Origin of the sequence: Acidovorax facilis, assembly GCF_050626955.1 — a bacterium.
Lineage (GTDB): Bacteria > Pseudomonadota > Gammaproteobacteria > Burkholderiales > Burkholderiaceae_C > Acidovorax > Acidovorax facilis.
Genome location: NZ_CP192460.1, coordinates 65,827 through 90,954 on the forward strand (window position 1 = coordinate 65,827; position 25,128 = coordinate 90,954).

25 protein-coding genes and 1 riboswitch are annotated in these 25,128 nt (G+C 65.1%); of the genes, 20 read left to right on the plus strand and 5 right to left on the minus strand.

Annotation, left to right across the window (positions count from 1 at the left end):
* The first annotated feature begins 88 nt into the window (after positions 1–88).
* The 4 genes from ACQ4MJ_RS00295 (at position 89) to ACQ4MJ_RS00310 (ending at position 3,736) form a co-directional block, all read left to right on the plus strand.
* Positions 89–445: a hypothetical protein gene (locus ACQ4MJ_RS00295; protein ID WP_121421235.1), complete on the plus strand. Its 357-nt coding sequence runs from the start codon at positions 89–91 to the stop codon at positions 443–445.
* A 178-nt stretch (positions 446–623) separates the two neighbouring features.
* Complete coding sequence (locus tag ACQ4MJ_RS00300; protein ID WP_055393104.1) at positions 624–1,055, plus strand: Lrp/AsnC family transcriptional regulator; 432 nt, start codon at positions 624–626, stop codon at positions 1,053–1,055.
* Between the two features lie 165 nt (positions 1,056–1,220).
* The gene (locus tag ACQ4MJ_RS00305) at positions 1,221–2,183 is read left to right on the plus strand and encodes a Bug family tripartite tricarboxylate transporter substrate binding protein (RefSeq protein ID WP_055393058.1); all 963 of its coding nucleotides are present in this window, start codon (positions 1,221–1,223) and stop codon (positions 2,181–2,183) included.
* A 71-nt stretch (positions 2,184–2,254) separates the two neighbouring features.
* Positions 2,255–3,736, plus strand: a complete 1,482-nt coding sequence (locus tag ACQ4MJ_RS00310) for an NYN domain-containing protein (protein ID WP_431150799.1) — start codon at positions 2,255–2,257, stop codon at positions 3,734–3,736.
* A gap of 24 nt (positions 3,737–3,760) precedes the next feature.
* On the opposite strand, the gene ACQ4MJ_RS00315 is transcribed toward ACQ4MJ_RS00310, so the two are convergent.
* Positions 3,761–4,798, minus strand: coding sequence for a PfkB family carbohydrate kinase (locus ACQ4MJ_RS00315; protein ID WP_431150798.1), 1,038 nt, complete (start codon positions 4,796–4,798; stop codon positions 3,761–3,763).
* Between the two features lie 136 nt (positions 4,799–4,934).
* Between ACQ4MJ_RS00315 and ACQ4MJ_RS00320 the strand changes: the two genes are divergently transcribed.
* The 5 genes from ACQ4MJ_RS00320 to ACQ4MJ_RS00340 all read left to right on the plus strand — a co-directional run bounded on the left by ACQ4MJ_RS00320 (position 4,935) and on the right by ACQ4MJ_RS00340 (position 9,509).
* Positions 4,935–5,948, plus strand: a complete 1,014-nt coding sequence (locus ACQ4MJ_RS00320; RefSeq protein WP_431150796.1) for a sugar ABC transporter substrate-binding protein — start codon at positions 4,935–4,937, stop codon at positions 5,946–5,948.
* Positions 5,949–6,029: 81 nt separating this feature from the next.
* Positions 6,030–6,989: an ABC transporter permease gene (locus ACQ4MJ_RS00325; RefSeq protein ID WP_057270395.1), complete on the plus strand. Its 960-nt coding sequence runs from the start codon at positions 6,030–6,032 to the stop codon at positions 6,987–6,989.
* Positions 6,990–6,991: 2 nt separating this feature from the next.
* Positions 6,992–7,798 carry an ATP-binding cassette domain-containing protein gene (locus tag ACQ4MJ_RS00330; RefSeq protein WP_055393072.1) on the plus strand — a complete coding sequence of 269 codons (807 nt, stop codon included), beginning with the start codon at positions 6,992–6,994 and terminating at the stop codon, positions 7,796–7,798.
* 3 nt (positions 7,799–7,801) lie between these two features.
* Complete coding sequence (locus tag ACQ4MJ_RS00335) at positions 7,802–8,254, plus strand: RbsD/FucU family protein (protein ID WP_057270393.1); 453 nt, start codon at positions 7,802–7,804, stop codon at positions 8,252–8,254.
* 13 nt (positions 8,255–8,267) lie between these two features.
* Positions 8,268–9,509, plus strand: a complete 1,242-nt coding sequence (locus ACQ4MJ_RS00340; RefSeq protein ID WP_431150795.1) for an ROK family transcriptional regulator — start codon at positions 8,268–8,270, stop codon at positions 9,507–9,509.
* A gap of 112 nt (positions 9,510–9,621) precedes the next feature.
* Here the strand turns inward: ACQ4MJ_RS00340 and ACQ4MJ_RS00345 are convergent, their stop codons facing one another.
* The 3 genes from ACQ4MJ_RS00345 to ACQ4MJ_RS00355 all read right to left on the minus strand — a co-directional run bounded on the left by ACQ4MJ_RS00345 (position 9,622) and on the right by ACQ4MJ_RS00355 (position 13,991).
* The gene (locus ACQ4MJ_RS00345) at positions 9,622–10,425 is read right to left on the minus strand and encodes an HAD-IIB family hydrolase (RefSeq protein WP_431153134.1); all 804 of its coding nucleotides are present in this window, start codon (positions 10,423–10,425) and stop codon (positions 9,622–9,624) included.
* A 107-nt stretch (positions 10,426–10,532) separates the two neighbouring features.
* Entirely contained in the window at positions 10,533–11,702 is a 1,170-nt protein-coding gene (locus tag ACQ4MJ_RS00350; RefSeq protein ID WP_431173686.1) for a hypothetical protein, read from the minus strand.
* 663 nt (positions 11,703–12,365) lie between these two features.
* Positions 12,366–13,991: a peptide chain release factor 3 gene (locus ACQ4MJ_RS00355; RefSeq protein WP_055393087.1), complete on the minus strand. Its 1,626-nt coding sequence runs from the start codon at positions 13,989–13,991 to the stop codon at positions 12,366–12,368.
* Between the two features lie 176 nt (positions 13,992–14,167).
* Positions 14,168–14,247: riboswitch (S-adenosyl-L-homocysteine riboswitch) on the plus strand.
* A gap of 70 nt (positions 14,248–14,317) precedes the next feature.
* On the opposite strand from ACQ4MJ_RS00355, the gene ahcY reads away from it, so the two are divergent.
* The 5 genes from ahcY (at position 14,318) to ACQ4MJ_RS00380 (ending at position 18,961) form a co-directional block, all read left to right on the plus strand.
* On the plus strand, positions 14,318–15,751 hold the full coding sequence (ahcY, locus tag ACQ4MJ_RS00360; RefSeq protein WP_121422878.1) for an adenosylhomocysteinase: 1,434 nt from the start codon (positions 14,318–14,320) through the stop codon (positions 15,749–15,751).
* 148 nt (positions 15,752–15,899) lie between these two features.
* Positions 15,900–16,898 carry a TlyA family RNA methyltransferase gene (locus ACQ4MJ_RS00365; protein WP_431150792.1) on the plus strand — a complete coding sequence of 333 codons (999 nt, stop codon included), beginning with the start codon at positions 15,900–15,902 and terminating at the stop codon, positions 16,896–16,898.
* Entirely contained in the window at positions 16,895–17,746 is an 852-nt protein-coding gene (gene metF / locus ACQ4MJ_RS00370; RefSeq protein ID WP_121421226.1) for a methylenetetrahydrofolate reductase [NAD(P)H], read from the plus strand. The genes ACQ4MJ_RS00365 and metF overlap by 4 nt, the downstream gene beginning before the upstream one ends.
* Before the next feature lie 110 nt (positions 17,747–17,856).
* Positions 17,857–18,420, plus strand: a complete 564-nt coding sequence (locus ACQ4MJ_RS00375; RefSeq protein WP_121422876.1) for a hypothetical protein — start codon at positions 17,857–17,859, stop codon at positions 18,418–18,420.
* Between the two features lie 109 nt (positions 18,421–18,529).
* Entirely contained in the window at positions 18,530–18,961 is a 432-nt protein-coding gene (locus tag ACQ4MJ_RS00380; protein WP_373692631.1) for a septal ring lytic transglycosylase RlpA family protein, read from the plus strand.
* A 48-nt stretch (positions 18,962–19,009) separates the two neighbouring features.
* On the opposite strand, the gene ACQ4MJ_RS00385 is transcribed toward ACQ4MJ_RS00380, so the two are convergent.
* Positions 19,010–19,897 carry a 23S rRNA (adenine(2030)-N(6))-methyltransferase RlmJ gene (locus ACQ4MJ_RS00385; RefSeq protein WP_121508503.1) on the minus strand — a complete coding sequence of 296 codons (888 nt, stop codon included), beginning with the start codon at positions 19,895–19,897 and terminating at the stop codon, positions 19,010–19,012.
* A 311-nt stretch (positions 19,898–20,208) separates the two neighbouring features.
* Here ACQ4MJ_RS00385 and ACQ4MJ_RS00390 point away from each other — a divergent pair, with 311 nt between their 5' ends.
* The 6 genes from ACQ4MJ_RS00390 (at position 20,209) to erpA (ending at position 25,094) form a co-directional block, all read left to right on the plus strand.
* On the plus strand, positions 20,209–22,158 hold the full coding sequence (locus tag ACQ4MJ_RS00390) for a serine/threonine protein kinase (RefSeq protein ID WP_431150790.1): 1,950 nt from the start codon (positions 20,209–20,211) through the stop codon (positions 22,156–22,158).
* A 194-nt stretch (positions 22,159–22,352) separates the two neighbouring features.
* Positions 22,353–22,784: a 50S ribosomal protein L13 gene (gene rplM / locus ACQ4MJ_RS00395; protein WP_008907237.1), complete on the plus strand. Its 432-nt coding sequence runs from the start codon at positions 22,353–22,355 to the stop codon at positions 22,782–22,784.
* An 11-nt stretch (positions 22,785–22,795) separates the two neighbouring features.
* Complete coding sequence (rpsI, locus tag ACQ4MJ_RS00400; protein ID WP_005798582.1) at positions 22,796–23,188, plus strand: 30S ribosomal protein S9; 393 nt, start codon at positions 22,796–22,798, stop codon at positions 23,186–23,188.
* A 164-nt stretch (positions 23,189–23,352) separates the two neighbouring features.
* Positions 23,353–24,063 carry a DUF6776 family protein gene (locus ACQ4MJ_RS00405; RefSeq protein WP_055394671.1) on the plus strand — a complete coding sequence of 237 codons (711 nt, stop codon included), beginning with the start codon at positions 23,353–23,355 and terminating at the stop codon, positions 24,061–24,063.
* Between the two features lie 206 nt (positions 24,064–24,269).
* Positions 24,270–24,668, plus strand: a complete 399-nt coding sequence (locus ACQ4MJ_RS00410; protein ID WP_055394679.1) for a bactofilin family protein — start codon at positions 24,270–24,272, stop codon at positions 24,666–24,668.
* A gap of 60 nt (positions 24,669–24,728) precedes the next feature.
* Complete coding sequence (gene erpA / locus ACQ4MJ_RS00415; protein WP_008907234.1) at positions 24,729–25,094, plus strand: iron-sulfur cluster insertion protein ErpA; 366 nt, start codon at positions 24,729–24,731, stop codon at positions 25,092–25,094.
* Positions 25,095–25,128: the final 34 nt, after the last annotated feature.

Genomic DNA, 25,128 nt, shown 5'->3' on the forward strand with positions numbered 1-25,128 from the left:
AGCCAGTCGCGCGGCGGTAATAGGGCCGCACAATGCACCGTGGAGCGCGGGGGCATTTGCCGCTCGCGCATGTTCCCTTTGCACCCCCATGCCCGAACAACTGCCTGCTCACCCCACCGTGGTGTGGTTGCATCCCGCAGCACCCGCCAAGCCCGCAGAAGGCGCACCCTGCAACGGCTGTGGGCTGTGCTGCCTGGCGGAGCCCTGCCCGCTGGGGATGCTGGTGTCACGGCGCCGCAAGGGGGCCTGCACGGCCCTGCGCTGGAGCGATGCCGACCAGCGCTATTGGTGTGGCATGGTGGCCGACCCCGGTGGTGTCACCGGCCTGTCCCATCCCTGGGCTGTGCGCGCACTGTCTGCGCTGGCCCGGCGCTGGATTGCATCGGGCGTGGGTTGCGATGCGCGGCTGGATGCGCAGGCCCCGCATCCCACGGATTCGTTGTGATGCAGGTGCTATGAGTTTGATAGCGTTTGATGCTTTCTAGACGGGCGCTGCCGGCCTTCCTGATCCAGATTCAGCGTGAGAAGTCGTCCGCGTTGCGCCGGGCGGAAGAAATGCCCGTGCCAGCTTGCAGGGCCACAATGCACAGAAAATTGCCGAACTGCCAGCTATAGAGCCTGCCATGACCAAACTGGACGACACCGACCGCGAAATCCTCAGCATCCTGCGCGCCGACGCGCGCACCCCCGTGGCCACGCTGGCGCAGAAGCTGCGTGTATCGCGCGGCACCGTTCAGAACCGCTTGCACAAGATGGAGGAGGGCGGTGTCATCGTCGGCTATACCGTGCGGCTGCGGCCCGATTCGGAGCCCCAGCGCATCCGTGCGTGGATGAGCATCGCGGTCGAGGGCAATGCGGCGCCCGCTGTCATCCATGCGCTGCGCGGTGAGCCCACGGTGGGCACCCTGCACACCACCAACGGCCGCTGGGACATCGTGGCCGAGGTGCGCGCCGAAAGCCTGGAGGCATTCGATGCGGCGCTGGGCCGCATCCGCCTCACGCCGGGCATTGCCAACACGGAAACCAGCCTGCTGCTGTCCACGTACAAAGTGTGACAAACGCCTGCGGTGTTGCGCGCTACCGGCGCGTTGCGGGAACCATCCTGCCCCAGCCGCGCTGCCGCCTTGGTGACAGAGGCTAGGGGGTTTCCTGCATGCCCCGCGCGAGGGGCTGCAGTCCAATGAGCGAATCTTTTGTCTTTCGTTTTGAGGAGCTTCGCCATGCAACGTCGCCAGATCATCCAATGGGGAGCCGCCAGCCTCGCCGCCCCTGCGTTCCTGGCGCAGGCCCAGAGCTTTCCCAACAAACCCATCAAGCTGATCATCGCCTTCCCGGCCGGCGGCCCCACCGACATCACCATGCGCGCGTTGGCTGACAACGCCAGCAAGATCCTCGGGCAGACCGTGATTGTCGAAAACAAGCCCGGCGCGGGCGGCACCTTGCCTGCCCAGGCGCTGCAGACCTCGCCTGCTGACGGTTACACCGTCGCGCAGATTCCGCTGGGCGTGTTCCGCCTCCCTTACACCACCAAGATCAACTGGGACCCGGTCAAAGACATCAGCTACGTGCTCAACGTCACCGGCTACGCGTTTGGCCTGGTGGTGCCCGCCGACTCGCCCCTCAAGACCTGGACGCACTTCGTGGCCTGGGCCAAGGCCAACCCTGGCAAGCTCAGCTATGGCTCCACAGGCACCATGACCAGCCCGCACCTGACGATGGAACTCATCGCCCAGCAGCTGGGCCTGGAGCTGCTGCACGTGCCCTACAAGGGGAGTGCCGACCTGATGCAATCCATCCTGGGCGGGCAGATCATGGCGGCGGCCGACTCCACCGGCTTTGCGCCGCAGGTGGAAGCGGGCAAGCTGCGCGTGCTCAACACCTGGGGCGCCGAGCGCTTGGCCAAGTTCCCCGACGCGCCCACGCTCAAGGAGCTGGGCCTGAACCTGGTGCAGAACTCGCCCTTTGGCATCGGCGCACCCAAGGGCACACCCGATGCGGTGGTCAAGCGCCTGCACGATGCCTTCAAGCAGGCCATGGAGCAGGAGAGCTATCGCACGGCCCTGGCGCGCTATGACATGGTGCCGATGTACATGAGCACGGCGGCGTACAAGAAGTTTGCGCAGGACACGTTCACGCGCGAGAAGGCGCTGGTAGAGAAACTGGGCTTGGCCAAACCCACCTGAGGCCATCCCTTCGGAGGGCGCAATGCGTTCCGTGTGATGATCCGCAGCATTGAACGGAACTCACACACGATATGGCATCCCCCTCCGACAGCATCAGCATGGCCCTGTTCTGCGACTTTGAAAACGTCGCCCTGGGCGTGCGCGATGCGCAGTACGAAAAGTTCGACATCAAGCCCATCCTGGAGCGCCTGCTGCTCAAGGGCTCCATCGTGGTCAAGAAGGCCTATTGCGACTGGGAGCGCTACAAGGGCTTCAAGGCCACCATGCACGAGGCGAATTTCGAGCTGATCGAAATCCCCCATGTGCGCCAGTCCGGCAAAAATTCGGCCGACATCCGCCTGGTGGTGGACGCGCTGGACCTCTGCTACACCAAGTCGCACGTCAACACCTTCGTCATCATCAGCGGCGACTCGGACTTCTCGCCGCTGGTGTCCAAGCTGCGCGAGAACAACAAGCAGGTGATCGGTGTGGGCGTGAAGCAGTCCACGTCGGACCTGCTCATCGCCAACTGCGACGAGTTCATCTTTTACGACGACCTGGTCCGCGAGAACCAGCGTGCGCAGGCCCGCCGCCAGGCCCCAGGCAGCAACCCACCGCCCGCGCCCCGCCGCAGCCCCGAGGAGGAGCGCAGCCGCAAGGAAAGCCAGGACGCGCGCCGGACCCAGGGCGTGGAGCTGGCGGCCGAGACGTTTGAAGCCCTGCTGTCCGAGCGCGGCGACACCGGCAAGATCTGGGCCTCGGTGCTCAAGGAGGCCATCAAGCGCCGCAAGCCCGATTTCAGCGAAGGCCGGTATGGCTTCCGCACCTTTGGCAACCTGCTGGAGGAAGCGCAGGCGCGCGGGCTGCTGGAGTTTGGGCGCGATGAAAAATCGGGCGCGTATGTGTACCGCAGCCATGGTGGGCCGAGCGCCGCCGCCGCGCCCGCGCGGCCTGAAGGAGCCGGTGAGCGAGCCAGCCAGGGCGGCGCCACGCGGCACGACTTCCATGCGGTGGCGACGGCGCCTGACCTGCGTTCGGACGGCGGCGAAGAGCAGGGCCCATCGGGCCGCAGCCGAGGGCGTCGCGGTGAGGGCCCGGACCGGGCAGACACGCGCTCCCCGCAGCGCCACGAACACCTTGAGGCCGAACAGGCTGATACCCCTGCAGAGCGTCCGGCCAGCCGCTACTTCAGCCAGTCCGTTGCCCCCGAGGCTGCGCCGCCAGAGCCGGTGATCGACTCCACCACGCTGCAAGAAATGCGCTCCGAAGTGGAAGAGGGTGCGGACACGCCGGAAGGCGGTGCATCCACCGAGGACGATGGCCCCGAAGCCGTCACCCCTCGCCGCAGCCGCGCGCGCAGTGGAGACGGCGCAAAGCCCGGCGCTAGCCCCCGCAAGGCCGCCACGCCCCGTGCGCGCAGCGCGCGTGCTGGAGGGAGGGAGGTAAGTGCCGAGTCCTCTACTGCCGCTCCCGAGGCCTCCGCCGCCGAGGCAGAAGGCGCCACACTCCCCATGGCACCCGCTGCCCGTCCTCGCAGCCAAGCTCGTAAACCGGCAGCCAAGCCGGCTGAGTAAGGGCTATCGGCCCGCTGCGGTCGCTCAGCGCCGCAACGCCAGCCTTTCGCGCACTTCCTCGTAACGCGGCGGCGTGCAGCCCGCGCGCTCCACGCAGTGGCCGGCACTGGCCAGCGCGTGGAGCAGCATGGCGCGCAACCGGGCTTCGGTGACCGGAGCCGTCAAGCCCTCCGCACCACGGGCCCGCGCTTCCTCCCCACGCTCAGGCCCTGCCAGCCAGGCGGTGATCAACCCCGCCAGAAAACAGTCACCCGCACCCACGGTGTCCACCACCGTGATCGGTACTTCTTCGCGCGCATGCACGGCCAGGCCGTCGCGTTGCAGCAGCCAGGCACCTTCCGGCCCCAGGGTCAGGGCGAGCCATTGCGCCTGTGTTTGCTGCTGCAAATAGTGGGCGCGTTCCAATGCGTTGGCGCCCGGAACAGCCAGCGCCTCCAGGTCATCGTCGCTCACCTTGATGAGGTGGGAGTGCTGCAGGGCGGCCATCACGTTGGCGCGGTAGGCGTCGGCATCGTCCACGGCCGACAGGCGCAGGTTGGCATCCACCACCACCATGTGGCCTGCTGCGCGCTGCGCTGCCAGCCAGGGCTGGTAGATGGCTGCGTCCTGCGCCACCAGCGCCAGGCAGCCCGTGGCCACCACCTGCAGGTGGGGCTGGGCGGCGCACGCGGCAATGAGCGCATCGGCCGTCACCTGGCGGTCGGCCACCCCATCGCGGTAGAAGCTGTAGCTGGCCTTGCCCTCGGTATCCAGTGCGGCCAGTGCCAGCGCACTGGGCGCACGCACCGGCGCTGGGGCGGCCAGGGCCACGCCCGCCTCCTGCAAGCCGTGGGCCAGTTGGCGGCCCAGCAGGTCGCCCGACAGCGGGTTGAGGTAGAGCGTGCCCACGCCCTGCAGGCCCAGCGCACGCGTGAGGTTGTAGACCGCGCCGCCCGCGCAGGGCTTGAGGCGGCCATCGGGCTCTTCGATCAGGTCAAACAAGGCCTCGCCCGCCGTGGCCACCCGCAGCGGCGGTGCGGTGTGGGCGGGGCTGGAGTCGGCGGACTGGATAGGGAAAACCATAAGTAAATCCACTTGATTTATTAACTCGTCGGCAACTATAGTTCGATCCCATCCACCCGACAAGAGTGGTTCACCTGCCAGCCGCGCAGCACGGGGCCGACAGGAATCTGCCATCCCAAAACCCGGAGACAACACCATGCAACGCACCCCCGCCTTCGCGCTTTCTGCCCTTGCCCTCACCGGCGCCCTGGCCTGTGGCCTGGCCCAGGCGCAGACATCCGAGCCCGTCATCGGCCTCATCACCAAGACCGAGACCAACCCCTTCTTCGTGAAGATGAAAGAGGGCGCCACGGCCGAGGCCAAGAAGCTGGGTGCCAAGCTGGTGTCGGCCGCAGGCAAGACCGATGGCGACAACGCGGGCCAGGTCACGGCCATGGAGAACCTGATCGCCGCAGGTGCCAAGACCATCCTCATCACCCCCAGCGACGCCAAGGCCATCGTGCCCGCGATCAAGAAGGCGCAGGCGCGCGGCGTGATGGTGATTGCGCTCGACAGCCCCACCGAGCCCATGGATGCGACGGACGCGCTGTTTGCCACCGACAACTACAAGGCGGGCGAGCTGATCGGCCAGTACGCCAAGGCCGCCGCTGCAGGCAAGAAGCCTGTGATTGCCACGCTGGACCTGTTCCCCGGCCACCCCGTGGGAGCACAGCGGCACAACGGCTTCCTGAAGGGCTTTGGTCTGCAGGCCAACGATGCCAAGAGCAATGAGTTGTCGCGCCCCGCCGAAGTGGTCTGCATGGCCGACAGCTTTGGCGACCGCGCCAAGGGCCAGACCGGCATGGAAAACTGCTTGCAGAAGAACCCTGACATCAACATCGTCTACACCATCAACGAGCCCGCTGCCGCCGGTGCCTACAACGCGCTCAAGGCCGCAGGCAAGGAGAAGAACGTGCTCGTCGTCTCGGTGGACGGTGGCTGTGCGGGCATTGCCGACGTGGGCAAGGGTGTGATCGCCGCCACCAGCCAGCAGTACCCACTGCGCATGGCCGCCATGGGCGTGGCGGCAGGCGTGGAATACGCCAAGACCGGCAAGAAGGTCAGCGGCTACACCGACACCGGCGTGACGCTGATCGCTGCCAAGTCCATGGCGGGCGTGGACAGCAAGGATGTGAAGACCGGAACCGACCTGTGCTGGGGCGCCAAGTAAGCCGCCTCTGCTGAATTGGCGCCAGGCAAGCCGCAACGGGCCTGCCTGCGCGCCCCCTTTGTCCACCCGCACGGAGCCGCCATGTCCTCGACCGCTTCCAAACTACCGCCGCTGGCCACGCTGGGGCCGTTCATCGCGCTGATCCTGGCGTGCGCCTTTTTTGCCACGCAGAGCGAGCGTTTCCTGTCGGCGCAGAACTTCGCGCTCATCCTGCAGCAGGTCATGGTGGTGGCGGTCATCGCCATTGGCCAGACGCTGGTCATCCTCACCGCAGGCATCGATTTGTCGTGTGGCATGGTCATGGCGCTGGGCGGCATTGTGATGACCAAGATGGCGGCGGACTACGGCCTCTCGGCCCCCGTGGCGATTGCCTGCGGCATGGCGGTGACCATGCTGTTCGGCCTGATCAACGGCCTGCTGGTCACCAAGATCAAGCTGCCACCCTTCATCGTCACGCTGGGTACGCTCAACATCGCGTTTGCCGCCACGCAGCTGTACTCGGGCGCGCAGACCATCACCGACATCCCGGCTGGCATGACCGCACTGGGCAACACCTTCCAGCTGGGGCAGACCGCCATCGTCTGGGGCGCGGTGCTCATGCTGGCGCTGTACCTCGTCACCTGGTTTGCGCTGCGCGAGACCGCGCCGGGCCGCCATGTCTACGCCGTGGGCAACAGCCCCGAGGCCACGCGCCTCACCGGTATTGCCACCGACAAGGTGCTGCTGGGCGTGTATGTGCTGGCGGGCCTGTTCTACGGCATCGCGTCGGTGCTGTCGGTGGCCCGCACCGGCGCGGGCGACCCGAACGCGGGCCAAACCGAAAACCTGGACGCCATCAGCGCCGTGGTGCTGGGCGGCACCAGCCTGTTTGGCGGGCGCGGCATGATTTTGGGCACGCTGGTGGGGGCGCTGATTGTGGGCGTGTTCCGCAACGGGCTCACGCTCATGGGCGTGTCGTCGGTCTACCAGATCTTGGTCACCGGCATCCTCGTGATCCTGGCCGTGGCCACCGACCAACTCTCGCGCAAAGGAGTGCGTTGATCATGACCACCTCCCCACACACCACGAACGCCCCGCTGGTCATGCAGGCCAAGGGGCTGGTCAAGCGCTATGGGCAGGTCACGGCGTTGGATGGTGCCGACTTTGAACTGCGCGCCGGTGAAATCCTGGCCGTGATCGGCGACAACGGCGCGGGCAAGTCGAGTCTCATCAAGGCGCTGTCGGGCGCCACCGTGCCCGACGAAGGCGAGATCCTGCTCGACGGCCAGCGCATCCAGTTCAAGAGCCCCATCGACGCACGCCGCGCGGGCATCGAAACCGTGTACCAAGACCTGGCCGTGGCCCCGGCCATGACGATTGCCGAGAATTTGTTCCTGGGGCGCGAACTGCGCCGCCCCGGACTGCTGGGCAGCGCACTGCGCATGCTCGACAAGAAGAAGATGCTCGAAGAAAGCGTGGCCCGCATGGCCGAGCTGAAGGTCGGCATCCGCTCCATGACGCAGGCGGTGGAAACGCTCTCCGGCGGCCAGCGCCAGTGCGTGGCCGTGGCGCGGGCGGCAGCGTTTGCGCGCCACGTCGTCATCATGGACGAGCCCACCGCCGCCCTCGGCGTGAAGGAGGGCAACATGGTGCTGGAGCTCATCCGCCGCGTGCGCGACAAGGGCCTGCCCGTCATCCTCATCAGCCACAACATGCCCCATGTGTTCGAGATTGCCGACCGCATCCACATCGCCCGCCTGGGCAAGCGCGCCGCCGTGGTCAACCCCAAGAAGATCAGCATGAGCGACACCGTGGCCGTGATGACGGGTGCCATGGCTGCGTCCGACCTGCCCGCTGAATGCCTGGCCTGAACCATGCTGAAAAACATCGACCCCCTGCTGACCCCCGACCTGCTCAAGGTGCTGGCGGAAATGGGCCATGACGACGCCATCGTGCTGGCCGACGCAAACTTCACCGCCATGAGCCTGGGCGCGGGCAAGCCCGTGCTGCGCCTGCCGGGCATTGGGATGGCACGTGCCGTTCAAGCGGTGGCCAGCGTGCTGCCCCTGGCGCAGGACGTGCCGCACCCCGTGGCCTACATGCAGGTGGGCGGTACCGAGGTGCCCTACCGCTCAGCCCTGCAGCGCGAAACCATGGACGTGCTGGCGCGCGAGGGCGTGGCCAGTGAGCAGGCCGAAGGCGTGGAGCGTTTTGCGTTCTACGAGCGCGTCAAAAAGGCCTATGCCATCGTTGTGACGGGAGAGCTGCAGCCCTGGGGCAACTTCCTGCTGCGCAAGGGCGTCATCGGCGACACTCTGAACGCCTGATCGTTTCATCACCATGCTGGACGCCGACGCATCCCTACCCGCCGTTGACAACGCTGCCGCCAGCCCCGCGCTGCTGCGCCAGCGTGGCTCCAACCATGTGGGGCTGCGCCAGTTCAACGAGCGCGTGGTGCTGCAGGCCCTGCGCACACACGGCAGCCTGGCCAAGGCTGAGATGGCGCGGGTCACGGGCCTCACGGCGCAGACCATCGGGCTCATCACTGCGCGGCTCGATGAAGACCAGCTGCTGCGCCGCGAAGCCCCGGTGCGCGGCCGTGTGGGCCAGCCTTCGGTGCCCATTGGTCTCAACCCCGACGGCGCCTTTGCCATCGGCATCAAGATCGGCCGCCGCAGTGCCGACTGGCTGCTGGTGGACTTCACCGGCCATGTGCGCGAGCGCATCGTGCTCGACTACGCCTTCCCTGACATCGACGTGCTGTTGCCTGCGATCCGCACGCACCTGAACCAGCTGCTCGACGGCCTGGGCCCGCTGCGCTCGCGCGTGGTAGGGGTGGGCGTGGCCGCGCCGTTCCAGCTCGGCGGCTGGCACCGCATGCTGGGGCTGACCGAGGCGCAGTCCGAGGCCTGGAACAACATCGACCTGGCCGTGCAGGTGCAGCAGATGACCGAGCTGCCCGTGAGTTTTGCCAAGGACACCTCCGCCGCCTGCGTGGCCGAGCTGCTGCAGGGGCGCGGGCGCGACATCCCGAGTTTTCTGTACCTGTTCATGGACACCTTTGTGGGTGGCGGGCTGGTCATCAATTCGCACCTGCATCGCGGTCTGCATGGCAACGCAGGTGCGGTGGCCTCGCTGCCGCTGTCACCTGCCCAGCCGGGCCAGGCGCCCGCGCAGCTCATCAGCCAGGCCTCCCTGTGGGAGCTGGAGCAGCGCTTTCGCGAACACGGTCTCGACCCCATGGCCGCCTACGACAAGCGCGTGCTGCAGGCCCCGTGGCTGGAACACAGCCGGGGCTGGATCGCACGCGCGGCTGCGGGCTTGGCGCACTGCATCGTCTCGGCCACCGCGTTTTTGGATCTGGACGCCGTGGTGGTCGATGGTGCCGCCGCCCCCGAGCTGCTGCAGGCCCTGTGCGAGAGCGCCCGCCACGCGCTGGCCGACTACAACTGGGAAGGCCTGCACCAGCCGCCCCGGCTGGAGCTGGGCACCATGGGCTCGGACGCCCGCGCGCTGGGTGGGGCGCTGCTGCCGCTGCATGCGTGTTTTGCGCCGGACACGGACATCTTCCTCAAGGCCTGAGAAGGGCGTGGGTTTGTGAAGTTTTGCTATTAAAAATATAGCTATTTGCGCATATCCATCAAGCGCTAGGCCGTATTTTTATTCATATTTCTCGGCCAAGGCTGCTTCAGGCTCAGCTCCCGCTGCGATCCAGACCCGCCAGGATCGCCCGTGCCACTTCGGCAAACCCCGCGCCCCGCTCGCCCTCGGTCACATAACGCGGCAGGTGCTGCAGTTGTGGCACAAAGCGCGCGATGTTGGCCACCCCCACGCTGTGGGGGAAGTGCTCGAACATGAGCTGGTCGTTGGTCGAGTCGCCCACATACACCCAGCGGTCGATCTCCGCGTCGAGGTCGCGTCCCAGCAACTCGCGCACGATCCAGCGCGCGCCCTCCAGCTTGTTGTGCGCCCCGAACCAGCCGTTGATGTGGATGCTGCTCACGGTGGCGTTCATGCCTGCGGCGCGCAGGATCGCCACGCATTGGTCGATCCGCTCTTGGGGCAGGTGTGTGAACTCGCTGTGGTCGATGGCGATGTCCGTTTCGCGTCCGGGCGAGTCGGTCGCGCGGCGGGCGCCGGGCACCCTGGCTTCGATGTCAGCCAGCACTTGCTGCATGCGGGCGAAATGGGCTGAGCGCGTGGCTGCATCCTGTTGATATCGTTTTAACAGCGCATCGCGCTTGTCCAGAGAGCGCTGCAGGGCCACAGCACCATTCTCGGCCACGATGGCATCCACAGGCCAGGCGGCCGCAAAGGGCTCGCTCCAGCCTACGGGGCGACCCGTGATGGGGATCACGGCCAGTCCCCGGGCCTTGAGCGACTCCATCGCCTGCACCACGTACGCAGGCACAACCCCCTCCGTGGTCAGCGTGTCGTCGATGTCAGTGAGCAGGCCGACGAGGCGGGCGGGAGGATTCCAGGTACTCAACGGAAGCATGGGGGAACGAGAAGGCATAGGGATGGCGAAGAGGGGGCGTTGGTGAAAGTCGCGGAGGCTGTCGCTCGGGCTTGCCCCTTTTTCTGTGGACGAAGAGATGGCTGCTTCTAACGGACACTTTGGGCTGGTTGCCCACGCGCCAGGCTCGGGAGTTTCTCGGCGACCCTTTCGGGGGGCATGGGCACCATGTCCCCGCCACGGAACTCGAATAGCTGCAGGGTGGCCAATGGGACCTGTTCCAGGCCACGGCCCTTTTCGTCCACGACGTGCAAATCGCCTGGCTGCGGCTTTGGCGCAAACAGGTCGGCGGTGTTTCTGGCGCGGATCAGTACAGAGCGTTTGTATCCATCATCGGTGCCTCCGAACTCTGGGACTACGAATATGGCCTGCCGCTCTTTGTCGAGCGACAGGGCAAAGCGGTACAGCGTGTCCCAATACGCCAGGTTGGGCCTGAGCGCCTGTTTCTCCTGCGCGTGCACACCTGCCAGGGCCGCAACAAGCGCTGCGCCTCCGACAAGGGCAAAAACCGGGCGCGTCTCTCGCGGCCAGACGACCGCCAGGCAGGCTGAAAACGCCACCCACGGCACGAACAGGTAACGGTCCGGACTGTGAATTCCCGGAAAGGCCGTCAGCGGTATCAGCGGCAGCAGGACGATGCCCAAGGACATGAAGAAAACAGGCGCATGGAGGCGGCGCTTCACGGCCGCAAGGCACAGAAGGCCGAGAAATACAACGGCAAGGATGTTGCCGGGCGGTTTGGAGCCGAGGAGCAATTTGGGAACCCGGAGCAACTGGCGCAGGGCCTCGCTGGCATCGAAAACCCCTTGGCTGTAGCCGCCCACGAGGCGCCCAAGTAGCAGGTAGCGCCACCCTATGTAGAGCAGTGCAATCAGCACAAACGGTATCAGAGCACGCACCCGTTGCTGCCGCGTGCCCACGGGCAGGAAGGGCAAGAGGACGACCAGGGGTACATAGACTTCCTTGCAGGTAGTCGCCAGCAGGTAGGCCAGGGTCGACAGCCCCAGCCAGTATCCGCGCCCGCCTTTGAGATACCGATTCCACCCCAGTATCGACAGCATGGCGAACACGAAGCCGGTCGCATAGTGCCCATGCATCAGTCCCGCCGCGATGTGGGCAGTGGGCTTGCCAAGCAACAGCGCAACGGCGCCGATCAGTGCGGGCAGGGGCTCCACCCACTCTCGCAACACGGCATAGAACAACGCGGCTCCCAGCCCCACGAGCAGCAGCAAGTGCGCGTAGTGGCCCGCGGCGGCCATGCCGAACAAGCTCAGGTTGATGTCGTAGAACAGCAGGTTCCATGGAGCGACATTGGCACTGGAGTGCCCTTGGGCAATGTGGGGCTCCAAGAAATATTGCCAGGGTGTGTATTGGGCGGCGTAGCTCAGGTGAGCGCCGTCATCCCAGCGCCAAGATCCCTGGAGTGATGCGCCATGCACCAGCAGGGTGAGCAGAGACAGAAGCAGTGTGGCGCTGAGACACTCGATCAAGGGGTGGCGGTCGATGTGTGTGCGCAGCGCGAGGCGCGCGGCTTTCAATGCTGGAGCATCCATTGCCAATGACGCAGGAAGTTGAGCGCTGCAGGCGTGTAGTGGCTAGGAGTGTGGGCGGCAGAAGGCGCATCGGCTGCAACGCGCGATAAACCGGTCTCGCGCGGTACCACCTCTTGCGCCCAGGGGCCCACCCTGGGCTTGTCGGTAGCTCCACGCGATCCTCGGTTTTTGCACGGTTCGCTTCGATGCCTTCTGCCGCCCACACTCCCAGGCACATCACGCCCTCTGGTCAAAGTCTTCAGCAGCAGCAAGTCCGCACCGACCAGGGCCAGTGCGGAAATGGTGGAGCCGATGCCAGTCCTGGTGCAAAGCGGCGCCATGGAGAAATTGATCGGCTGACTGCGCAAGAATTTCCCCCTCTTGTGCGGGCTATGCGCCCTGCAGCGCCAACCCCGCATGCTCGCGCAGCGGGTGGAAATGGATCTTCGGAAACCGCTCTTGCGCCAGGCGCACGTCATACGGGCTGGTGCACAGGTAGGCCAGCGTGTCGGCCGCGTCGTGCGCCAGCCGCAGCGGGTAGGCGTCGGTGAACGCGCGCAGGTCGGCCGCGTTGTCGGCGGTGATCCAGCGCGCGCCGGTGTACTGGCAGCCTTCCAGGCGCACGTCGGCGTCGTACTCGGCCTTGAGGCGGTGCTGCACCACTTCAAACTGCAGCTGGCCCACGGCGCCCAGCAGCATGTTGCCGCCTGCGTCGGGCTTGAAGACCTGGATCGCGCCTTCCTCGCCCAGCTGGGCCAGGCCCTGCTGGAGCTGTTTGGTGCGCAGTGGGTTCTTGAGCACCACGGTCATGAACATTTCGGGCGCGAAGAAGGGCAGGCCGGTGAACTGCAGGTTGGCACCATCGGTGATGGTGTCGCCCAGCTGCACGCCGCCGTGGGTGGTAAAGCCAATGATGTCGCCTGCGTAGGCTTCTTCGACGGCCTCGCGGCGTTGCGACATGAAGGTCACCACGCTGGTGGGGCGCAGCTCCTTGGAGGTGCGCTGCACCTTGAGCTTCATGCCCGGCGTGTATTTGCCCGAGGCCACGCGCACAAAGGCGATGCGGTCGCGGTGGTTGGCATCCATGTTGGCCTGCACCTTGAACACCACCCCGGCAAAGCCTTCGTCTTCGGGCTGGATGGTCTTCACCACGGGTTGCTTGTTCACTTCAAGCGTGCTCACGCGCGGGCCGGGGGGAGGGGCCATGTCCACCAGGGCATCGAGCACTTCCATCACCCCGAAGTTGTTCACGCCGGAGCCGAAGAACACGGGGGTGAGCTTGCCAGCCAGGAAGGCTTCATGGTCCCACGCGGGCGATGCGCCCACGGCCAGTTCCATGCTCTCCAGCGCGGCGTCGAACTCGGCGCCAAAGCGTGCGCGCAGAGTCGCCTCGTCCGACAAGGGGATGGCCTCGAAGTCCTGTGGGCGGCGCTCGCTGCCGGACTCGAACACCGTCATGGTCTTGGTGCGCAGGTTGATGATGCCGCCAAAGCTCTTGCCCTGGCCCACGGGCCAGGTCATGGGGCAGCAGGGCATGCCCAGCTCGCGCTCCACCTCGTCCATGATGTCCAGTGGGTCGCGCACTTCGCGGTCCATCTTGTTGACGAAGGTGATGATGGGCGTATCGCGCTGGCGGCAGACCTCGATCAGGCGGCGGGTCTGTGCTTCCACACCGTTGGCCGCGTCGATCACCATCAGCGCCGAATCGACGGCGGTGAGCACGCGGTAGGTGTCTTCCGAGAAGTCCTTGTGGCCGGGCGTGTCGAGCAGGTTGATCACGTGCTCGCGGTACAGCATCTGCATCACCGAGCTGGCCACCGAGATGCCGCGCTGCTTTTCGATTTCCATCCAGTCGGAGGTGGCGTGGCGGCTGGCTTTGCGGCCCTTCACGGCACCGGCGATCTGGATCGCGCCCGAGAACAGCAGTAGCTTTTCCGTCAGCGTTGTCTTACCCGCGTCGGGGTGGGAAATGATGGCAAAGGTACGGCGGCGCCGGGTTTCTGGGGCGTAGGACACAGGGGGTTCCTGAATGGGATGGGTGCGGGGCAGAGCGCCCTGCGCAAGAATCTTCGGGCCGGGACCGGCGTGGGACGCAGGGGCGGCAGTGGCGGGATTTTACTGTTCCGTGCAAGGCCGAGGACGGATTCATCCCGGGGCATGGTGCGGGGAATGCACTTGCTTTTATAATCCGCCGATCCGAGGAGCGTTGCAGCGTCCCCAGCACAGGCGGGGCGTGAGGCTCGGAGTCATCTAGCAACGACGCTCATCCACTTCTCGTGTGGTGAGCTTTTTCACTCCCGCGACCAGTGGTTTTTCAACATGCTTTGGAGCAAGAAACCATCATGAACGCACGCGTCAACGCCCCGGTCAACACCGACTGCATCATTGCCGACATCGGCCTGGCCGCATGGGGCCGCAAAGAAATCCGCATCGCCGAAACCGAGATGCCCGGCCTGATGGCCATCCGCGAGGAGTTCGCGCCCAAGCAGTCGCTCAAGGGCGCCCGCATCACGGGCTCGCTGCACATGACGATCCAGACCGCCGTGCTGATCGAGACGCTGCAGGCCCTGGGCGCTGAGGTGCGCTGGGCTTCTTGCAACATCTTCTCCACGCAAGACCACGCCGCCGCCGCCATTGCTGCCGCCGGTACGCCTGTGTTTGCCATCAAGGGCGAGACCCTGGCCGAGTACTGGGACTACACCCACCGCATTTTTGACTTTGGCCCCGCCGGCACCGAAGGCGAAGGCCCCAACCTGATCCTGGACGACGGCGGCGATGCCACTCTGCTGATGCACCTGGGCAAGCGCGCCGAAAAGGACGCCTCGCTGATCGCCAACCCCACCAGCGAAGAAGAAACCTGCCTGTTCGCCTCCATCAAGGCCAAGCTGGCTGAGGACCCGACCTGGTACAGCCGCAAGAGCGCCCAGATCATCGGCGTGACCGAAGAAACCACCACCGGCGTGCACCGCTTGAAGGAAATGTCGGCCAAGGGCTCGCTGATGTTCCGCGCCATCAACGTGAACGACTCGGTAACCAAGAGCAAGTTCGACAACCTGTACGGTTGCCGTGAATCGCTGGTGGACGGCATCAAGCGCGCTACCGACGTGATGATCGCTGGCAAGGTGGCCGTGGTGGCCGGCTACGGCGACGTGGGCAAGGGCAGCGCCCAGGCCCTGCGTGCACTGAGCGCCCAGGTGTGGGTGACCGAGATCGACCCCATCAACGCCCTGCAGGCCGCGATGGAAGGCTACAAGGTCGTGACCATGGAATACGCTGCCGACAAGGCCGATATCTTCGTGACCACCACCGGCAACAAGGACGTGATCCGCCACGAGCACATGCTGGCCATGAAGGACCAGGCCATCGTCTGCAACATCGGCCACTTCGACAACGAGATCCAGGTGGCGTCGCTGGAGCAGTACGAGTGGGAAGAGATCAAGCCCCAGGTGGACCACGTGATCTTCCCGGACGGCAAGCGCATCATCCTGCTGGCCAAGGGCCGCCTGGTGAACCTGGGCTGCGGCACGGGCCACCCGAGCTTTGTGATGTCGTCGAGCTTTGCCAACCAGACCATTGCCCAGATCGAGCTGTTCACCCATAGCGACTACTACGAAAACGGCAAGGTCTACGTGTTGCCCAAGCACCTGGACGAAAAGGTGGCCCGTCTGCACCTCAAGAAGGTGGGCGCCATGCTGACGGAGCTGACCGACGAGCAGGCCGCCTACATTGGCGTGCCCAAGCAAGGCCCGTACAAGCCGGACACCTACCGCTATTGATCCCGCGCCCCAGGCGCGTTGCGCGCCTTGGCGGCATGCCGCCGGTGCGCGGGTGGATCACTGCATCGTGGTTGCTAGTATTGTGATAGCTGCTTGCGCTTGATGGATAAGCGCTGGAGGCTGATTTGACTCTTAAAGGATGAGCGCCATGCGTGCAGATGTATTTTTGGTGGAAGCGGGCCATGCGGCCACGCGCTCGCAAGCGCAGCGGCTGATTGCTGCGGGCGTGGAGTGGCGTCTGTCACCCCTGGCGCCCTGGCAGAAGGTGGCCAAGAACGGCGATGACATCCCGTCCGTGGCCGAGGTGAAGCTGCTGGACGATGCTGAGGCCAAGTACATCTCTCGCGGTGGCCTCAAGCTGGAAGGCGCCTTGTTGGCCACGGGGCTGTCCGTGGCCGGGCTGCGCTGCCTGGATGTGGGGCAGAGCACCGGCGGCTTTACCGATTGCCTGCTGCAGCAGGGCGCAGCGCAGGTCATCGGTGTGGACGTGGGCCATGGCCAGCTCCACGAGCGGCTGCGCAGCGATCTGCGTGTGGTCTGCGTGGAGGGCGTGAACGCGCGCTCGCTGACCGCCCAGGCCCTGCAGGAAGCCTGCGAGCTGGCGCTCTCTGAAGTCGTCGAAGCCGACGAAGACAACGAAACCCAGCCCGAGGCGCCCTACAGCTGGATGCGCAACGGCGGCCTAGTGGACGAAGCCTACGACGATAGCGGCGACGCCAAGGACCAGGACATCGAAGCCTTCAAGTCCGAGCGCGCCCTGCGCGCCGAAGCCCGCGCGCAGGGCACACTGCCCGTCCAGCGCAGACGCCGCGCCGAATGCGCGGGGGTGGACACGACACCGGCGTTCGACCTGGTGACGGGGGACCTGTCCTTCATCTCGCTGACCCTGGTGCTGCCCGCCATCGCCGCATTCCTGCGCCCTGACGGCCACCTGCTCATGCTGGTCAAGCCGCAGTTTGAACTGCAGCCCGGCCAGGTGGGCAAGGGCGGTGTGGTGCGGGATGCCGCCCTGTATGCCGTGGTGGAAAAACGCATCCGAGACTGCTGCGCCGAACTGGGTCTGGCCGTGCAGGCCTGGCTCGACAGCCCCATCCAGGGCGGCGACGGCAACCATGAATTTTTTGTTTATGCGAGGAGGGCACCATGATTGCTGCCAATGCCCAGGGCACCGGTTTTCCGGTGAGTTTCGAATTTTTTCCGCCCAAGACGCCCGAAGGTGCGGACAAGCTGCGGGCTGCGCGCCAGCAGCTGTATGCGCTGCACCCGGATTTCTGCTCGGTGACCTACGGCGCCGGTGGCTCCACGCAGGAAGGCACTTTTGGCACGGTGCGTGAAATCCTGGCCGAAGGTGTGAGCGCCGCCTCGCACTTCTCGTGCATTGGTGCCACACGCCAGTCCGTGCGCGAGCAGCTCGCCACGCTCAAGGCCATGGGCGTCAAGCGCCTGGTGGCATTGCGTGGCGATCTGCCCAGCGGCTACGGCGCGGGCGGCGAGTTTCAGTACGCCAGTGACCTGGTGGCCTTCATCCGCGCGGAGACGGGCCGGGATTTCCACATCGAAGTGGCCGCCTACCCCGAGGTGCATCCCCAGGCCAAGTCGCCCGAGGCAGACCTGAACGCCTACATCGCCAAGGTTCAGGCGGGTGCGGACTCGGCCATCACCCAGTATTTCTACAACAGCGATGCGTATTTCCGCTTTGTGGAAGACACACAGCGCCTGGGCGCCAACGTGCCTGTGGTGCCGGGCATCATGCCCATCGGAAGCTCCACGCAGCTGATGCGTTTCTCGGACGCCTGCGGTGCCGAGATTCCTCGTTGGATACGCCTGCGCCTGCAGGCGTTTGGCGACGACACGGCCAGCATCAAGGCCTTTGGGCTGGATGTGGTGACCGACCTGTGTGACCAGCTGCGCAGCGCGGGGGTACCCGCACTGCACTTCTACACCATGAACCAGAGTGCGGCCACTCTGGAAATCTGCCGCCGCCTGGGGATCTGACGGCCACGGCGTGGCTACCATTAGCACTTTGCAACATTTGCAGGGGGATGGTGGTCATGGAACGAGCTGGGGTGGCGGTATGGTGTGCGCTGTGTGTGTGGGTGTTGGGCATGTCGGGCGTTCAGGCGCAGACCCGCTACCACTGCCGGGACGATAGCGGGAACACCTTTGTCCTGTCGCGGCCGTGTCCTGACGGTGCCCGCACCACAGCCGCTGTGGCGGGGCCTGCCCCGGCGCAATATTCATCGCCACGTTATGACAGCTATTCGCCGGTGCGGTCATCGCCCGAAACCCCGGACCACCATCAGTACTTGAGCGCGCGCTGCCGGGCCCTGGATGAAAACATCCGGGGAGCGTATGGCCGGGGCATCAAGGCCGACGTGGTGGAAGGAATGCGGCGCGAATACCGGCGCGATTGCCGGGAGGAGGAGCAGGATGCGTACTCACGGCTTTCGGCGGAGCGCCGCCACCGCGACAAGCAGCGCCGGGAAGACGAAAAGTCTGCCCAGGTCGCAGCACAGGCTTCCAGGGAGCAGCAGGAGCGGCACGCCCAGCAATGCGCCGAGTCTCGCCGCATTCTTACCAACAAACGCGCCAGAACGGATTTGACGGATGGAGAGAAAAACGATCTGCGACGGTTTGAGGAAGCATTTCTGGAGCGCTGCAAGCGCTAGCGCCCACCTGCGGCTGCTGCCCCTGCTGGTTGCGGTCTGCTGTGCGTGGTTGCCTGCTGCGCAGGCAGAGGGGGCCGGTAACACTGCAGAGCCCTCCACCCCGAATGCCGTGGATGCCGCGTTGGCCGAGGCGGGGCTGCTGGATGAGGAGGTGCAACCTCTTGGTGAGCCCGTCGACGCTCCATGGGCTGCGCCTTCGGGGGAGTCTGGCCGGTACGAGGTGGCGCCAGAGACCGGACTCGCGTCCTGGTACGGGCCTGGGTTTCACCGGCGCAAGACGGCCAGTGGCGAGCGGTTTGACATGCACGCAATGACCGCTGCGCACCCCACCCTGGCCTTTGGCACATTCATCTGTGTGCGCAGCCAGATCACGGGCCGAGGGGTTGTGGTGCGCGTGAATGACCGGGGGCCCCATGCGCGGGGCCGGATCGTGGACTTGAGCCGCGCTGCAGCCATTGCCCTGGGGCTACACGGTCTGGGGCTCAAGCCGGTGGAGGTGTTTCCTGTGGCCAATGGAGAATCGACCTGCCCTGAAGAGTGAGGACGTGGGGGCGGATGGGCCGTAAGGACGACCCGCCACTTGGACGCATCAGCCGCCTGATTCCAGGGTGTGCGTGGCGTGTTTGTCCTGGGCCAGCAATTCCACCATTTGTGGCAGTGCGGTTTTGAGCGCGGCTTTCAGGGTGAAGGGCGGGTTGATCAGAAACATGCCACTGGCTGGCAAGCCTGGGCGCTTGACGTCGCCAGCAGCGTTTTCGGTGAGCTTGCTGTTCTTGACGGTCAGCGTGGCATGCAGCCAGCTTTTGCCTGCCTTGGTGGCCAGGGTCTTGAGACGGCGAGGCAGGTCGTGCGCCTCGGGGCGCGGGATGATGGGGTACCAAAAGGCGTACGTGCCGGTGGCAAAGCGCTTGAGCGAATCCGCCGCCATATCGAGCACCTTGGCATAGTCGCTCTTGATTTCATAGCTGGGATCGCACAGCACCAAAGCGCGGCGGGCCGGTGGAGGCAGGAATTTCTTGATCCCTTCGAACCCGTCTTCGTGCAGCACGGCCACTTGGCGGCCTGCTTCGAGCTGGGCCACGTTGCCCGCCAGGGCGCGCAGGTCGGTGGGATGCAGCTCAAAGAGCTTGAGCTTGTCGTGGTCGCGCAACAGGCGCTGGGTGATGAACGGGGAGCCTGGGTAAACCCGCAGCGTGTTGCCCTGGTTGAAGGCACGGACCATGTCCACATAGGCCTGCAGGGCCGGCGTGAGGGTTGGGGCCGTGGGGGCAAACAGGCGGACGATGCCGTCTGCAGCTTCGCCGCTGGTGCTGGCGTAGTCGCCATCGAGCCGGTAGAGGCCCGCGCCCGCATGCGTGTCCAGCACGGTGAGGGCCGCGTCTTTCTCGGTAAGGTGTTGCAAGGCGGCGATCAAGACCGTGTGCTTGAGCACATCGGCATGGTTGCCTGCGTGGAAGGCGTGGCGATAACTGAACATGGCTCTATGGTAACGAGTGCGCCCTGTCGCCTCACTGGGCCGGGTCGAGGGGTGGCTGCACTGGGTGGCGGGCACCAGACGCCGGTTCATGGTTCCATGCGAATTTGTCATGGGCTGGGGGCGGCAATGAACCATGGCGCGGCACAATCGGCGTATCTCTGACCAGGGTGTGTAACTTTTTTGGCAGACGGGAAGCCTTTTGTTTCTGTAGCGCGTGCTGGCATGCTTCATGATTGCGTTTGGAGCGGTGTTGGCACCCGTTCACCCACAATCTCTGTCGAAACAAGCCCGCACGCCACACCCTTTCCACCATGATCGCAAGTTCCAGCCAAGCCCCAGCCAGCGGTGTCAGCCATGTGGATGCGCTGCCGCCAGGCACCCGCCTCGCTGAGTTCGAGATCCTTGCGCTCCTGGGGGTTGGCGGGTTTGGCATGGTCTACAAGGCCTTTGACCACTCCCTGCACCGGGCCGTGGCGATCAAGGAATACATGCCTTCGGCGCTGGCGGGGCGTGCGCAGGGTCAGTCGCTTTGGGTGAGATCCTCGTCGGACCAGCAAACGTTCCAGGCCGGGCTGGCCTCTTTTGTGGGTGAGGCGCGCCTGCTGGCGCAGTTTGACCACCCTTCGCTGGTCAAGGTGTTCCGCTTCTGGGAGGCGAATAACACCGCCTACATGGTCATGCCCCTCTACAGCGGTATGACCTTCAAGCAGGCCCGTGCCCAGATGCGCACCCCGCCGCCCGAGATCTGGCTGCGCAAGGTGCTGTGGTCAGTGCTGGGTGCCCTGCGGGTGCTCCATGACGGTAAGACCCTGCATCGGGATATTTCGCCCGACAACATTTTTCTCCAGGACATCGGCCCCCCGGTGCTGCTCGACCTGGGCGCTGCCCGGCACGCGATCAACGACCAAGACCGCAAACACACCGCCGTCCTCAAGGTCAACTACGCGCCCATAGAGCAATATTCCGATGGCGACGAGGATTTGCGCCAGGGCCCGTGGAGCGACCTGTATTCCCTGGCTGCGGTGGTGCATGGCTGCTTGTGCAACGACACGCCGCTGCCTGCCACGTTGCGCTCCATCCGCGATCGCATGGTGTCGTTCTCCCGCGTGGCCAGAACTGTCAAGCGCCAGTTTGGCGTGGAGTATTCCTCGCCTTTCGTGGCGGCGATCGCGCAGTCGCTGGCGCTCAAGCCGGAGGACCGGCCGCAGAGCATCGACGCGTTCCTGCAGCTCATGGAGATGACGTCCGCGCCGGAGGGGAGCGAGCACTTCGACTTCCGGAACGACCTGGGGGATATCTGGGTGGAGCCTGCCGATCAGCCGGGCCCGGGCTTGGTAACGCCTACGGTGGATGTGACCTCAGCACCCAGCATCGTGGCAGAGATGCACGCCCAGGCGCAACGCGCCACCGGGAACGGAGTGGCCCACGATGCCGGAGGGCGTGCCACTCCCGCGGGCGAAGCGAATGTTGGCGGAGACACCGTGATGCTGGGCGGCCCGGACACTGTGGCTGCCGATGCGGGTGATACGGTCTTCATCGACGCAGGAGACACGGTGGTGGTCGATGACTCCCGCTACGACGATCCCGCGGGCAGCCACAAGCCGGGGAACACCACCCGCCATGCGTCCGACCATCGGCCACAGCCATTGGAGCGGGAGATCGCCCGCCCCCACGGCAAGGCGGTGAAAACCACGCGGCGCTCGCCGGTTCTGGTGTGGCTCGGGGTGGCTGTGGTGGCCGTGGTGGTTTCTGCCGCCGGCCTGCGCTGGGCCCAGAGCAGCAAGGCGCCGCAGGACGACATCATCACCGAGATGGCAGAGCCGCCCGTAGCGCCGCCGCCTGCAGTGATGGAGACGGCGCTGCAGGACCCGGCCGCAGCGGCCTCTGCTGCTGTGGACGGCGCTGCGAGCGATACGGTGGCTGCTGCATCCATGCCTGCGCCAGCACTTGTCCCTGCTTCTGCTCCGCGCGCCCCCACTCGTGCGCGACGGACCGCCCCTGAGCCGGCTCCGACCCCGATCGTGGTGCATGAGGAGCCGCCCCCGCCACCGCCCCCCGTGGTGGCCGAGCCCAAGCCCCGCCCGCCACCACCGCGTGTGCCCAGCCCGCAAGAGGCCTGTGCAGATGCCAATTTCCTCGCACGCCCCATGTGCATCCACCAGGAATGCCAGAAGCCATCCCAGGCCAACCAGCCCATCTGCGTGGAGAACCGCCGCCGCTACGAAGCTGACGAGCAGCGCCGCCGGCAGACCCCCAATTAGCCGTGGGCGAGGGGGCCGTGGGCTGCTTTCCGGCCACGGGCTTGCGCCACAGGCCTGCAAATTCGTATAATGGCAGGCTTCGCAGCGCTTTTGTGGTCCCGCGGCGAAGACTTTACGCCACCTAAGAGGCTTCCTTCAGAGAAGCACCGACCGTGGAAAAGGACCCGCCAAACCCTCTTTTGAAGAGAAAACTCATGACTACTACTTTCAGCGCAAAGCCCGCTGAGGTTGTGCACGAGTGGTTTGTGATTGACGCGACCGACAAGGTCCTCGGACGAGTAGCCAGCGAAGTTGCTCTCCGTTTGCGCGGCAAACACAAGGCCATTTACACGCCTCACGTCGATACCGGTGACTTCATCGTCATCATCAACGCCGCCCAGCTCAAGGTCACCGGCACCAAGTCCCTGGACAAGGTGTACTACCGCCACTCGGGTTACCCCGGCGGTATCACGGCCACGAACTTCCGCGACATGCAAGCCAAGCACCCCGGCCGCGCGCTGGAAAAGGCTGTCAAGGGCATGCTGCCCAAGGGCCCCCTTGGCTACGCGATGATCAAGAAACTCAAGGTGTACGGTGGTGCTGAGCATCCCCACACCGCCCAGCAGCCCAAAGTGCTGGAAATCTAAGGAGCCTTGAGATGATTGGTGAATGGAACAATGGCACCGGCCGTCGCAAGTCCAGCGTCGCCCGCGTGTTTCTGAAAAAAGGCTCCGGCAAGATCACGGTGAACGGCAAGGACATCCAGTCCTACTTCGGCCGCGAAACCTCGATCATGATTGCCAAGCAACCCCTGGCGTTGACCAACCATGTCGAAACCTTCGACATCCAGATCAACGTGCACGGTGGTGGTGAATCCGGCCAGGCTGGCGCTGCCCGCCACGGTATCACCCGTGCTTTGATCGACTACGACGCATCCCTCAAGCCCGTCCTGAGCCAAGCTGGCTTCGTGACGCGTGATGCCCGTGAAGTCGAGCGTAAGAAGGTCGGTCTGCATTCCGCACGCCGCGCCAAGCAGTTCTCCAAGCGTTAAGCTGGTTGGGCTCTGGAGGGATGGCGGCTTTCGGGCTGGCATCCTTCTCCCTGCGAAGCTTTCCTCGGACTGCTTTACAGAACAAAAAACCGCCTTCGGGCGGTTTTTTCGTTTAAGGTGCGCTCTTTTCTCCGAGCCATCCTGATGTTTCACCCCTTCTCACCATGCGCCTTCGCCTTCTGCGCCGCCGACTGACGATCAGCGCCCCAAGGGTGGCCATCCGCAGTGCCTTGCCCTGGCCCCTTCGCTGGCTGGCCCTGGCCGTGGTTTTTGGTTTCTGTGCGGCAGTAGCCCTCTGGGCCTTTGAGTTTGGAAAGTCCATCGCAGGGCTAGATACCGTCTCCCGTGACGAACTCCTGCAATTGCGGGCGGAAGTGGATCGCCTGCGGGCTGAGGGGCAAGAGCAACAGACGGTAGCCCATACGGCCGAGAGTCTTCTGGTGGCCGAGCGGGCTGCCAAGGAAAGCCTGATGGCGCAGGTTCGGCAGCTGGAGACCGATAACCGCACGCTGCGCGAAGACCTGGGGTTCTTTGAAAAGCTGATTCCCGCCGCAAAGGCCGAAGGGCTGGCGATCCGTAGTCTGCAGGCCGAGGTGCTGGGGGGAATGCAGCTGCGCTGGCAGGTCCTGGTGATCCAGGCGACGCGCAATGCCCCCGAATTCAATGGCCGGCTGGAACTGGTGCTGACGGGCACCCAGGATGGCAAGCCCTGGACCCAGACCCAGCCAGCCCAGGGACAGCCGCTGCAGGTCAAGCAGTACCGGCGCATTGAGGGTGTGCTCGATCTGCCCCCCAGCGCCGTGGTAAAAACCGTGACCGCGCGCGTGCTGGAGGGCTCTGCGGTTCGCGCCGTGCAGGCGATGACCATCGACTAGTCCGGCGGCAGGGTTGGGAAGGCCCCTCCGGGGAGCCTCATCCAGCCTGCTGCAAGGCCCCATGCAGCCCTGCGCCGGTCGTTGTGGCAGGCAGGGGTGATGTGTGCGGGGCTTCGCGCCGTAGCCGTTTTCCGTGGGCTTTCTGCCCCGTCGTTTTCCGTTTGTATGCTCCGGGTTGGAGCATGCGCATTGAGGAGTTTTCACCCATGTTTTCCCGCAAGAAGCAGCCGCCGATCAAAAGCCTGATCGCCCAGGGCACCCGGATCGAGGGAGATGTGCACTTTGCCGAAGGCATGCGCATTGATGGCGAGGTGGTGGGGGACATCCGTGCGGGTTCGGAGCAGCCCAGCATCCTGGTGATTTCCGAGACGGCGCGCGTGGAGGGGGCGGTGCATGCCGACCATGTGATCGTCAATGGCCAGGTGGTGGGGCCTGTGCACGCTGCCGAACTGCTGGAGCTGCAGCCCAAGGCGAAGATCACCGGCAATGTGCACTACAAGGCGCTGGAGATGCACCAGGGCGCCGTGATTGCCGGGCAGATGTGCCCGGTGGCTGTGCTGGTGGAGGAAAAGCCCCCACTGAAGTTAGCGTCAAACGGGCAGTGAACTGAATTCCCGAGAAGACTGCAGTACTATTCACCGCAAACTTTGAACCCGGAGTACCCAATGAGCGCTGTTGCCGAAAACATCCAGACCGAAATGCCTGCCCCCATCCTGTTTACGGACAGCGCGGCGGCCAAGGTGGCGGACCTGATTGCCGAAGAGGGCAACCCTGACCTGAAACTGCGCGTTTTTGTGCAAGGTGGCGGTTGCTCGGGTTTTCAGTATGGCTTCACCTTTGATGAAATCACCAATGAAGACGACACCACCATGACGAAGAACGGTGTGTCGCTGTTGATCGATGCCATGAGCTACCAATACCTTGTCGGCGCCGAGATCGACTACAAGGAAGACCTGCAAGGGGCTCAGTTCGTTATCAAGAACCCCAATGCCACAACCACCTGCGGCTGTGGCTCCAGCTTCTCTGCCTGACACGGAGAGGGTAGGGGTCAGGTGGTGCACACCG